This window comes from Candidatus Enterococcus huntleyi, assembly GCF_009933175.1.
GTDB classification, from domain to species: Bacteria; Bacillota; Bacilli; order Lactobacillales; family Enterococcaceae; genus Enterococcus_K; species Enterococcus_K huntleyi.
Genome location: NZ_MAEJ01000008.1, coordinates 181625 through 194085 on the forward strand (window position 1 = coordinate 181625; position 12461 = coordinate 194085).

General features: G+C 41.0%; 11 protein-coding genes. 5 read left to right on the top strand and 6 right to left on the bottom strand.

What is annotated here, in order from left to right; all coding sequences use genetic code 11:
• The first annotated feature begins 42 nt into the window (after window positions 1-42).
• The 5 genes from BAU15_RS06235 (at window position 43) to BAU15_RS06255 (ending at window position 4254) form a co-directional block, all read left to right on the top strand.
• Window positions 43-468, top strand: coding sequence for a NusG domain II-containing protein (locus tag BAU15_RS06235; protein WP_161841872.1), 426 nt, complete (start codon window positions 43-45; stop codon window positions 466-468).
• Between the two features lie 14 nt (window positions 469-482).
• A complete protein-coding gene (locus BAU15_RS06240) occupies window positions 483-1049 on the top strand; it encodes a Gx transporter family protein (RefSeq protein WP_161841873.1) in 567 nt (188 codons plus the stop codon).
• A 23-nt stretch (window positions 1050-1072) separates the two neighbouring features.
• Window positions 1073-2059, top strand: coding sequence for a polyprenyl synthetase family protein (locus BAU15_RS06245; RefSeq protein WP_161841874.1), 987 nt, complete (start codon window positions 1073-1075; stop codon window positions 2057-2059).
• A 291-nt stretch (window positions 2060-2350) separates the two neighbouring features.
• Window positions 2351-3709 carry a citrate/2-methylcitrate synthase gene (locus BAU15_RS06250; protein ID WP_161841875.1) on the top strand — a complete coding sequence of 453 codons (1359 nt, stop codon included), beginning with the start codon at window positions 2351-2353 and terminating at the stop codon, window positions 3707-3709.
• A gap of 140 nt (window positions 3710-3849) precedes the next feature.
• Window positions 3850-4254, top strand: a complete 405-nt coding sequence (locus BAU15_RS06255; protein ID WP_161841876.1) for a hypothetical protein — start codon at window positions 3850-3852, stop codon at window positions 4252-4254.
• Between the two features lie 164 nt (window positions 4255-4418).
• Here the strand turns inward: BAU15_RS06255 and gor are convergent, their stop codons facing one another.
• The 6 genes from gor to BAU15_RS06285 form a co-directional block, all read right to left on the bottom strand.
• Window positions 4419-5768 (bottom strand): glutathione-disulfide reductase, encoded by a 1350-nt coding sequence (gor, locus tag BAU15_RS06260; protein ID WP_161841877.1) that lies wholly within the window; start codon window positions 5766-5768, stop codon window positions 4419-4421.
• Window positions 5769-6083: 315 nt separating this feature from the next.
• A complete protein-coding gene (locus tag BAU15_RS06265; RefSeq protein WP_161841878.1) occupies window positions 6084-7331 on the bottom strand; it encodes a peptidase U32 family protein in 1248 nt (415 codons plus the stop codon).
• 12 nt (window positions 7332-7343) lie between these two features.
• Window positions 7344-8267, bottom strand: coding sequence for a peptidase U32 family protein (locus BAU15_RS06270; protein ID WP_161841879.1), 924 nt, complete (start codon window positions 8265-8267; stop codon window positions 7344-7346).
• A 256-nt stretch (window positions 8268-8523) separates the two neighbouring features.
• On the bottom strand, window positions 8524-11010 hold the full coding sequence (locus tag BAU15_RS06275) for an ATP-dependent Clp protease ATP-binding subunit (RefSeq protein ID WP_161841880.1): 2487 nt from the start codon (window positions 11008-11010) through the stop codon (window positions 8524-8526).
• A 5-nt stretch (window positions 11011-11015) separates the two neighbouring features.
• Window positions 11016-11483, bottom strand: coding sequence for a CtsR family transcriptional regulator (locus BAU15_RS06280; RefSeq protein ID WP_161841881.1), 468 nt, complete (start codon window positions 11481-11483; stop codon window positions 11016-11018).
• A gap of 384 nt (window positions 11484-11867) precedes the next feature.
• The gene (locus tag BAU15_RS06285; protein WP_161841882.1) at window positions 11868-12119 is read right to left on the bottom strand and encodes a prevent-host-death protein; all 252 of its coding nucleotides are present in this window, start codon (window positions 12117-12119) and stop codon (window positions 11868-11870) included.
• Window positions 12120-12461: the final 342 nt, after the last annotated feature.

A 12461-nucleotide genomic window follows, 5' to 3' on the forward strand; every position in this document is an offset into this window, starting at 1 on the left:
GGACAGTCTTTAAAATTGATCGTACGGAAAGGAGCAACGCGAATGAATTGGCGTGAATTTATCAAAAAAAGCCGCCTAAAACCTTGGGATATCGTCATTATTACTGGACTCATTCTCGTTTCGTTTGCCCCCTTAGTGGTTTTTGCTCTCCAACAAGAGTCAGACACAGAACCCTCTGTCACTAAGCAAGCGGTGCTTCGTGTCGACGGTGAAGAAATTAAAACCTTTGATTTGATTGAAGGCCAAGAATCTTACACCTACACTTATGAAGATGAACATGGCGATTACAATGTTATCGAAGTCAGTGACGGCATGATTCGGATTAAAGAAGCAGATTGCGGCGACCAAATTTGTGTACGTCAAGGATGGGCCAAAAAAAATGGTGAAACGCGCGTCTGCCTGCCTCATAAGCTAGTCCTTGAAGTCCAAAGTTCAGATGGGAGTGATGAGGGTAGTCTAATTTATTAAGACTGCTGTATATTATGAGCCGATTACAAAGAAATATTTTTATCTCGCTGCTCGTTGCACAAGGAGTCGTTATCGGCTTAATTGAGAATATGATTCCCTATCCCTTTGCTTTTGCCCCTGGTGCCAAGCTAGGCCTAGCAAACTTAATTACGATTATCGCAATTTTTACTATGCCGAAAAAGGATAGCTTCTTATTAGTTTGGATGCGCCTGATTTTAACGACCCTGTTAGGTGGAACCTTATCTACCTTCTTATATAGTATGAGTGGTGCCTTACTCAGTTATTTTGGGATGCTACTCGTCAAACAGCTCGGCCCTAAACGCGTCAGTATTATTGGTATCAGCGCAACAGGTGGCTTTATGCATAACGTCGGACAACTAGTCACTGCCTCTTGGATTGCCCAATCATGGGCCGTCATGCTCTACCTACCCATTTTATCAGTTATAGGCTTACTCTCTGGCATCGCCATTGGGATTGCTGCCAACTACTTACTGACACATGTTCAAACACTACGAAGATTCCAGTTAGACTATGAAAAAAATAGTCGACACAAATGGAGCCAGCTTGATTCGAAAAAATAATTGTTGTACACAAGGAGTCCGCTATGAAACTTCATCCTCTATGGAAACCTTATCCATCCATTTCAAAAGAGTTAGCAACAACCTTGAATTTGATGGAAAAGTCGATAAATTTAAAAAACAAAGCGGTTGAAAAAGCCGTACTTGAAATGATTCATTCAGGTGGGAAAATGTTACGCCCTGCCTATCAGCTACTCTTCTCACAATTTGGTCCGCAACAAGATCGGCAAAAAGCTATGGCCCTTGCTGCCTCTATCGAGATGCTGCATACCGCAACACTCTTACACGATGATGTCGTGGACGATGCTGACTTACGCCGTGGACTTCCCACCGTTCGTTCGACATTTGGCAATGACGTCGCGGTCTATGCCGGCGATTATTTGCTCGTGTGTTGTTTCAAACTGTTAGCCGACTATTCAGGTTCCTTAAAAAGCCTACAACTCAATTCACGGAGCATGGAAAAAATTCTCAGTGGTGAGTTAGGCCAGATGGAAAGTCGCTATCAATTTGATGGGACCGTAACACAGTATATTGAGAATATTTCTGGTAAAACCGCTGAACTTTTTGCCCTAAGCTGCTCGATTGGTGCTTACGAAAGTGGTATGAATCAACGGTTTGCTAAAAAATGTGGCGACATCGGACTAAATATCGGAATTGCTTTTCAGATTATCGATGATATTCTCGACTATACGCAAGACAGCCAAGAAATCGGTAAACCCGTGTTAGAAGACGTTCGCCAAGGAATCTATTCGCTGCCTCTACTTTATGCATTGCAAGAAGATAAGCAGTCACTGTTACCTTACCTCGAAAAAAGAGAAGCGATGACAGAAGACGATACGCAGCAAGTCTTTGCGCTTGTCCATCAGCTACACGGCGTCGAAAAAGCCCAAGAATTAGCTGAGATCTACACTAAAAAAGCCTTAACAGCGATTGATTCATTGCCTGAGAATGAACAGCAAACAAAAGTAATCTTAGCTACCATTACTAAAAATATTTTAACGCGCACTAATTAATCAACCTTAAGCATTATCAAACAGCACCTGACAACTATCGCTAAAAGCGGCTAATTGTTAGGTGCTTTTTTTTGCCCTTATGAAAAGTCTAAATACTCTGGCACACAATTAGTTAGACCTACTTCAGTCCAAATTCAGTTCCATTTAATAACAAGTTTTCTTTTTAAACCCTGTTATATCAAGTCACAACCCTCCTAAAAATAAATCAAAAGCGCTGGACAAAATCATTTTTAACCTATAAAATGAGAATATTATGTAATTTACATTAAAATTAAATGGAGGTTTTCTAATATGACAGATATTTTTCACACGACTCCCGAAATTATCCATTTGGCCAACTACTGTTTACAAGAAGATAAGATAGATAGCTCTCTTTATACCACTTATGAAGTCAAGCAAGGGCTCCGTGATGTTAACGGAAAAGGCGTAATGGCTGGCTTAACAAATATATCCATGATCCATTCTCAACGATTAGAAAATGGTCAGCTCGTTCCCTGCGAAGGCGTCTTGCAATATCGTGGCATTGATATTAAACAATTAGTTCAAGGCTTTTTACAAGATGAGCGACTCGGCTATGAGGAGGTCAGCTATTTGCTTCTTTTCGGTCAACTTCCCTCAGCTGCTGAACTAGCTGATTTCAAAAAAATTCTGACAAAAAAACAAACTTTACCGACAAACTTTGTCCGCGATATCATCATGAAGGCTCCCTCAAAAGACATTATGAACACGCTGGCTCGCTGCGTTTTGACACTAGCATCCTATGATACAAACGCCGATGATGTCTCGTTACCGAATGTCCTCAATCAATCCTTGATGTTGATTAGCGTCTTTCCGATGCTCGTCGTATACGCCTACCACGCCTATAATCATTATGGCAACGATAATAGTATGTACATCCATTATCCACAGGCTGATCTTTCTACCGCAGAAAATATCTTACACATGCTTCGCTCGACAAAATCTTATACCCCAATGGAAGCAAAAGTCTTAGATATGGCGCTTGTTTTACATATGGAACACGGCGGCGGAAATAACTCAACCTTTACAACACACGTCGTCACCTCTTCAGGTACAGATACCTACTCGGCGATTGCAGCCGCATTAGGCTCACTCAAAGGACCAAAACATGGTGGGGCGAATATTAAAGTCACTGAAATGATGAAAAACCTCAAAGAAACACTGACTGATATGACTGACGAAGCGCAGATTAGAGACTATCTCGTGAAGCTTCTCAGAAAAGAAGCCTTCGATAAAAAAGGCTTGATTTACGGCATGGGTCACGCTGTCTATTCAATCTCCGATCCTAGAGCCGATATATTCAAGGGCTTTGTCGAAGATTTAGCCAAAGATAAAGGCCGCGAAGAAGAATTCAAACTCTACTCATTAGTCGAACAAATCGCGCCCGAAGTCATCGCCGAAGAACGAAAAATCTATAAAGGCGTCAGTGCCAATGTCGATTTTTATAGCGGCTTTGTCTACAGCATGCTAGATTTGCCAGAAGAATTATACACACCGATGTTCGCTGTCGCAAGAATCGTCGGCTGGAGCGCCCATCGCATGGAAGAGCTGATTAATGTTAACAAGATTATTCGTCCTGCCTATGAAAGTGTCTGCGTCGAAAGAGACTACGTCGACTTAAGCAATCGATAAGCGCTCAGTCTGAGGTCTGATGACAAGTCTTACCGGAAAAAGCTATACTAAAATATGCAATTACTCGGTGAGAAAGGACTGACGACGTTGTCCCTAGAGGATGCCAGTTCCACTTGTACAGGAACACCTAGAGGAATGGTATGCGTAGGGCCATAATAGAAAATGGAACATTTTCATTCCTTACCCGGACCTTAGCAGATTACTTGATGCGACAATTCAAATTGATTGGTGAAGCAGCTGGCGGCGCGATTGCCACCACTTTAAATTTGAATAGAAGCCAAATTAACCTTGGGCAAATAGAAGATGAACATCGTAATCTTCACTCAGGAAATGATCTGTTAGAAGACTACCTGCTCAAAGGAAAAATCCATAAAGCTTATTTACTCATTCAAGATCAAAAGTACCGTCTATCCTATTTAGATATGACCACTTTAACCACTTCTTTTATTCAATTTTTGAGAGACCTTTCAGATGAAGAAAAAGTAGCTTTAGAGATTGATCAGAAACGAATGGATTATTACAAGATGAGACTAAATGAACTGTGATCCGAGGTTGTTCCAGAAGTGGTCAGCTTCAGTGAACAGCACCAGTAGATAAGAAGAAACTACTTCTGGAACACCGTTTATCTCTCTCTAAAACAACACAAAAACACTCCGCAGAAAAAGAATTCCTTCTTTTTCTGCGGAGTGTTTATTCATTTATCTAGCGCTTAGCGCATTGTAACAAATTCTTCAGCACCCGTTGGATGGATGGCTACCGTATTGTCGAAATCTTTTTTGGTTGCGCCCATCTTGATTGCGACCGCAAACCCTTGTAACATTTCATCAACCCCTTGACCAATTCCATGAAGTCCAATGATTTTTTCTTCTTCGCCGAGACAGATAAGTTTCATCTCACATTTTTGACGATACTCACTTAAGGCAAAGTACATCGGTGTAAAGCGTGAACGATAAACCTTAATCTGATCCGTTCCATATTGCTCAATCGCCTGATCTTCAGTTAAGCCAATCGTCGCAATCGGTGGATGGGTAAAGACCACTGTTGGTACCAAATTATAGTCCAAATGTTCGTCTGTTTTACCATTAAATAGTCGTTCTGACAAACGACGCCCAGCCGCAATCGCTACCGGTGTTAAATCAATTTTTCCAATCACATCGCCAATCGCATAGATACCTTCGACGTTCGTATTTTGGAATTTATCGACTTCAACAAAGTCCTTGTCTGATAATTTCACGCCTGTATTTTCCAAGCCTAATTTGCTAGTATTCGGCACACGTCCACCAGCAAAAAAGACTTTATCCGCTGTAATCGATTGACCATTTTCAAAGTGAACTGTCACCTGACCATCCGCTTCTTTGACCAATTCTTTAGCAGTCGAATTGGCATACAAATGCATGCCAGCTTCCTGATACATTTCCACCAAATTATCCGTCAACATCTTATCAAATGTTCGTAGTGGCCGCTCTTTTCGGTAAGCCCAATGCACTTCTGTCCCTAAACCATGCATCACACCGCTAATCTCAGCGGCAATGTAGCCAGCCCCTAACATCACGACTTTTTTCGGCTGCTCAGTTAAAGCAAAAAAATCATTGGAATCTAACGCTAATTCGCCACCAGGAATATGCATTGTCGAAGGTTGTCCACCGGTCGCCAGTAAAATTTTAGGCGCTGTGTATAACTCGCCATTGACTTCCACCGTCTGAGCATCTTTAAATGTGGCATAGCCTTTCACCACTTCAACCTTGTTACTATCTAGTCCACGTTGGTAGGCACCATGTAAAAATTCGATGTAGGCTTCTCGCTTTTCCACAAGCTCTGTAAAATTAAAGTTTTCCACAGACGCATCAATCCCGTAACTCGCCGCATCTCTGTGGATCATTTCCAGCATACTACTTGCTTGCCACATAACTTTTTTCGGCACACAACCGACATTCACACAGGTGCCACCTAATTCATTACCTTCTATTAATAAGACCTTTGCTCCATGCATTCCCGCACGATTCGCAGAAGCAATACCGCCACTCCCGCCGCCAATCACTAGGTAATCGTATTTTTTCATTCCAATTCCCTCCTTCTAATGGTCCGGCATAACAATCATTTATTGCCCTTTTTCAATTGTAACAGCCTTCTCTCTTTCAATCACTTTATCAGCTTCATTTATCATTCAAAATGAGTCCCTTAAAAAGATTTCCACAAGCACTCGTCATTCCAGCAGTTATCCACAAGTTTATCCGTCAAATTCTCATTATTTTCTTATAGTTACCCGCAATAAATGCCTGCCCTATGGTTATCCACAGAGACAGACATCGATAGAGAACATTAACAGGGAAATTTCTCTAGACTTCCCTAGGATTTTCTCGCTTGTTCTGCTTGTTTAATCTTCTTTTTTCTTACGAATCATATCACCAGGACTCACTGGTTGTTCCACAGGCATTGTCAAAATCATCATTGGATTAGGTGCCCGATCGATTGATTCACCGTCTTCGTTATACATAACCTTCACCGATTGAGAGAAATGAGTGAAGCCAGGTCCGTAAAATTCAATTTCATCCCCCACAGAAAAATGATTTCTTTGACGAATAGTTGCTACTTTCGTTTCTTCATCATAAGCCATCACTTCGCCAACAAACTTATACACAGGTATTTTACGACGAGGGCCAAATAATTGCTCCTCTTCTGTCGGTGTGCGGTAATAAAAACCAGTCGCCAGCTCACGTTGCGCGACTTTCCACAGCTCATCCACCCATTCTTGTTTGCAGACGTAATTTTCAGGATCTTCCATATAACTATCCACAGCTGCTTTATAGACATTGGAAACTGTTGATACATAGTGGATAGATTTCATCCGACCTTCAATTTTAAAACTGTCCACACCATTTTCGATTAATTCTGGAATATGTTCAATCATCGACATATCCACAGCACTCATAGAAAACTCTTCCGGCACTTTGCCTTTCGCTACCAAGCTATCTCTTTCGCCAGCAAACGGCATATCAAATAAATCATATTTCCAGCGGCAAGACTGTGAACAACCGCCACGGTTCGCATCGCGCATCGACATATGGTTCGATAAGGTACAACGGCCTGAATAAGAAATACACATCGCGCCATGAATAAAGGCTTCAATCTCAACATCGGTATGCTTACGAATCTCAGCAACCTCTTCCATTGAAACTTCTCGCGCCAAGACCACGCGTTCCAAGCCTTCCTCTTTCCAGAATTCCAACGTTTCAAAATTCGTTGCAGAAGCCTGTGTCGATAAGTGAATCGGTAAGCCTGGTGCTTCCGTCGCACAAATCTCAATCAACGTTGGATCAGAGACAATCACTGCAGAAATGCCGACATCGCGTAATTCTCTGAAAAACTCGCCAGCCCCTTCTTGATTGCCTTCATGAGTCACCATATTCGCTGCGACATAGACTTTTGCGTTATGTTCCTTAGCAAAAGCTACGCCTTCAGCCATCTCTTCATAGCTAAAATTCCCTGCTCGACTTCTTAATCCATAGGCATTCCCGCCAATATATACCGCATCTGCGCCATAATGAATCGCTGTTTTTAATTTTTCTAAAGTTCCCGCCGGAGCCAAGACTTCCGGACGCTTTAATTTACGTGTTGTTGCCATCATTGTACTCCCTTATTTAATTTTGTCTGGGTCCAAATGGAAGAATCCTTCATCTAATCCCCGATTTTCTGGATGTAATACTTGCACCTTTTGCGTCAAAGTTTCCGCTACTTCATCTGTCCATTGACCCTTTTCTAGCTGCTCTTTTGCTTCAACAAATAATTCGACAATCGAAAGAAATGCATCGCCCGTTGTGAACAAGCCATCAAGCTTCCAACGAGTATAATTTTCCTCTTCAAGCTTCGCCAATTCCACCATCAGATTCACATCATTATTCGCAAAAATATGCGTCCCATGACTATCCTCATAGATTGAATAATGCGTATCCTCTTTTTTCGGCTCAGATAAAAAGAGCCCACGACTTTTCCCAGTTGACTCTGGTAATTCCGTATAATTATAATAATTTTGCAATAAAGGTCGTTTCGATTGATGGATACAGGTTGCCCCATAGACTAAAACTTCAGCCGGGACTAACAAATTATCCGACATTGCCTGCATTTCCTCAAAAGGCACTTCTCTCGCAAGAACCGCGCCAATCGCGCCTTTTTTCGCCCAAAAATTAATCTGACGCGAGCTTGTCACCATCGTTTCTGCATCATAAATATAAGGAATTTGCAGTGCCTCATTTTTCTTCATCGTGTAGATGACCCCCGGATCACCAACCGTAATCTCATCCACTTGAATCTCCTTCAAGAACGCCAAATATTCAGGAATATCCTTCATTTTTTCCGGATGCATAATGCCATTCACTGCAACATTGACCTTTTTCCCCAATTGATGAGCAAAGTCCACCAACGCTTTTTGTTCCTCGCGCGAAAATGAATACGGTAAACGCAAGCCAAATCGCTCTTCACCAATATATACTGTATCAACCCCTGCAGTTAAAACTGCTTGTGCCTGCGCGACAGATTCCGCGGTTGCCACTAGTTCAATCATACACTTTCTCCTCTTATTAATTTTTCGTCATTTCCCTTTATCGGCTACAAAAGAAATCCTCTATCATTCTCCGCCATTCAACACTTTGCTATTTTTTTCCATTCAAAAAAGCAGCGAATGAATGGATAGACCCCAAAAAGCTAGAGAAATCCTAACCTCGTGGGACAGCCCATGCACCGCTGCCCGTATTTACTTATTTTTGGTTTGCCTACTGCAAAATGAGTGTGGCAAATTCGTTTGTCTAACCCTCTTTTGCTTAGACTGGTTGTAGCGTATCTTCGACTTCTTTTTTATTTTTTACCGACACAGTTATTTTACCCTTTGTTGCGCCAATTGTCACGCTATCTCCGAAATGAATTTGACCAGAAAGCAAAGATTCACTCAAACGATCTTCAACTTCTTTTTGCAGCGCACGACGAATCGGTCTTGCGCCATACTCTGGATCAAAGCCAACTTTACTAATAACATCAATCGCAGCACCAGTAATCTTAACTTTTACATCTTGCTCGGCCAATCGTTTCACAACAGCCTGACTCATAATCTTAACGATCGAATGAATCTCATCCTTACTCAACGAATGGAAGACAACCGTTTCATCGATTCGGTTTAAGAATTCTGGTCGGAAAGCTTTCTTCAACTCTTCTAAAATACGTTTTTGCATCGCCTTATGATCTTTTGTCAGATCCTTAACATTAAAGCCGACATTCTTCTCTTCACGAATCTCAGTTGCTCCGATATTAGACGTCATAATCAAAATCGTATTTCTAAAATCAACTTTACGCCCTTTGGCATCTGTTAAATGACCATCATCCAAGACTTGTAACAAGATATTGAAGACATCCGGATGGGCTTTTTCCACTTCATCCAACAAAATAACAGAATACGGTTTTTGACGAATTTTTTCAGTCAACTGACCGCCTTCGTCATAGCCAACATAACCGGGAGGCGAACCAATCAAACGACTAGTACTATATTTCTCCATAAACTCGGACATATCGACACGAACCAAGGAATCTTCGCTACCAAACATAGCTTCTGCCAAAGCTTTAGCAAGTTCTGTCTTACCGACACCTGTTGGTCCTAAGAACATGAAGGAGCCAATCGGCCGTTGTGGATCTTTCAGGCCACTTCTTGCTCGGCGAATCGCTCTAGAAACAGCTTGCACGGCTTCTTCTTGACCAACTACACGATTATGGAGTGTCGCTTCAAGTTCTAATAATCGCTTGCTTTCTTTCTTCTCTAATTGTTTTAGCGGCACACCTGTCCACTGAGAAACCACGGTCGCCACATCTTCTTCAGTCACTTGATTAGCATAGCCCGTTTCATTTTTCGCTTCAACGTAGACTAAAGCTTCCAATTTTTTTTCAAGGCGTTTTTCTTTTTTGCGAATTTGGGCAGCTGTTTCAAAGTCCTGTTTGCGAATCGCTGCTTCTTTTTCTGAAGATAAAACAAGCATTTCTTGTCTCAATTTCATAGTTTCAGTCGGTTCATCTGCTTTATCCAAACGAACTTTCGCCGCAGACTCGTCCATCAAATCAATCGCTTTATCTGGCAATTGGCGAGAATTAATATAACGCACAGATAATTGCACTGCCGCACGTAAAGCGCCATCTGTAATCTCAACATGATGATGTTCTTCGTAGCGACTTCTAAGACCCATAAGAATTTCTTCTGCTTCATCTGGTGTCGGTTCATCCACTTGAATACGGGCAAAACGACGTTCCAAAGCAGAATCTTTTTCGATATATTTCTGATATTCATCCAATGTTGTCGCACCGATTGTTTGCAATTCACCACGAGCCAAGGCCGGTTTCAAGATGTTCGACGCGTCAATCGCACCTTCCGCGCCACCAGCACCAATCAAGGTATGCAATTCATCAATGAATAAAATGATTTCGCCATCTTGATAGATTTCTTCGATGACTTTCTTCATGCGATCTTCAAACTCACCACGATATTTCGTGCCAGCTACCAATGCGCCCATATCCAGCATCATCAATCGTTTCTTCTGCATTTCTTCGGGTACTTCTTGAGCAATAATCCGTTGCGCAAGACCTTCAGCAATCGCTGTTTTACCAACACCTGGTTCTCCCACTAAGACAGGATTATTCTTCGTTCGACGACTCAATATTTGAATCAAGCGTTTCACTTCCGCACTTCTGCCAACCACTGGGTCCAGTTTGCCATCTCGTGCAAGTTTTGTTAAATCACGAGCCAACGAATCCAAGGTTGGTGTCCCTTGCGTTGCCTGGTTCTTTTGATTAGTTTTACGACGGTTGCCAGGATTTCCCTTGGATTCAGTCACGCCCATCTTGCGTTTTAATAATTGGCGCATTTTAGATAAATCCATCCCTAAATTCATGACAATCCGCGACGCCAAAATCTCGTCATCACGCAATAAACCGAGTAATAGATGTTCAGTGCCAATTGCTGGCACACCAAAGCGTTTCGCTTCATCTGCCGCATAAGCAAAAATCTGTTTAGCTCTCGGCGAATAAGGTAAATATATCCCTTGTGGGTAAGATTTGATCGTGCCATAGCCAATCAAATGCTCAATCTCTTCTCTCACATCTTGGACATTTAAGCCCATTTGACGCAATGTTTTTCCAGCTATTCCCTGGTTTTCTAATAATAGAGCAACTAATAAGTGCTCTGATCCAACTGATTGATGTTTAAAAAATTTCGCTTCTTCTTGTGCAATAGTTAATACTACGCGTGCACGTTCTGTAAATAGTTCGTTCAAAGCGCTCACTTCCTTTCTTCATAACTCAAACGTTCTAAAAATGCTCTCAATATTTGAGCACGCAAGACATTTTCTTTTGTTGATATACCTAACACGTTTTTAGAAATCGCACTAAGCATTAAATTCCCTTCATTTCGCGTAATAATCTCATCCTCATACATTTTTTGGATAATAGCCAACGCGTTTTTCTCACTTAATTCATGATCAAAGAGCTGATTAATTCGTTCTAAAAGCTGACGTTTATCCGATAACTGAACTTTAACAATTCGGATGTAGCCACCTCCGCCACGCTTACTTTCAACTGTATAGCCACGTTGAATGGTGAAACGGGTATTAATCACATAATTGATTTGTGAAGGAACACAATTGAATAGATCCGCCATTTCGGCACGTCGAATCTCAATCATTTCACTATTTTCAAGAATGCTCTTTAGATATGCTTCAATCAAATCTGACGTATTATGATTACTCATTCGCTTCATTCCCTTGACTAATATTGACCTTAATTATAGCGAACTTAAGAAGAGAATGAAAGAACTATGCTTTCACTTAAATAAAAATAAATATTTTTGTCATAAAGCTACCTACTATGTAATCAAATATCCTGAGACGGTCATCGATTGAGCTATTCTTATTTTACTCTTTTAGCGATTATTTTTATAGATAAATTCTATATAAAATCCGATTTCTATACCTATACGACAAGCAACAAGACAAAAAAGCTACTTGGCATTTCCCATTTCGCTAGGAAGTGTCAGATAGCTATAGTAAATACAAAGAGGAGCACGTTCGCTACCTCTTTGTTCAATATCATACGTCCAATCCAATAGATGTAGGTACAATGTTTTTATAAACCATTAAGTTAAACCAAATTCTATAGTAATATCTTCCTGGGAAACTAAAGTAGCACCATCAGCGACTTCCTGTTCAGCTTCGGCTAATTCGCTAAGGAGTTTCATGCTCGCCTGAATTCCTTCGTATTCGTTCAGATCAACGATTGCATACTTACTATGTCCATTTTCTGTAAGATAAACGGGATTGCCTACAGTGACTTCACTAAGAACTGCCTGATAATTTTTTAAAACTGAAACAGGTTTGATGCTTGGCATAATTAACACCTGACTTTCTTTAGACGTAGTATACTACACTTTACTTAAAATTTATCGTAAAATCCCAAATTTTAATACATTCTTATTTCTATCAGTACATCCCAACGCCGTACAAAAAAAAGGTTCTATAATATTTAGTGTTGGTGGAAGATTTTCGAATCTTCTCCCAACACTATTTTTGTAAGCAAATAAATAGAAAGAGAGATAGCCAAATTGATAGAATTGAGTCACCACAAAACAATCATCAAGGAGGATATCTCTCATGGACTATCATACTAAAAAATTACTTGGTTTAACAGACAAAAACTTTCAATTCCCAGAAAATTGGTTAGAATCGCGGAC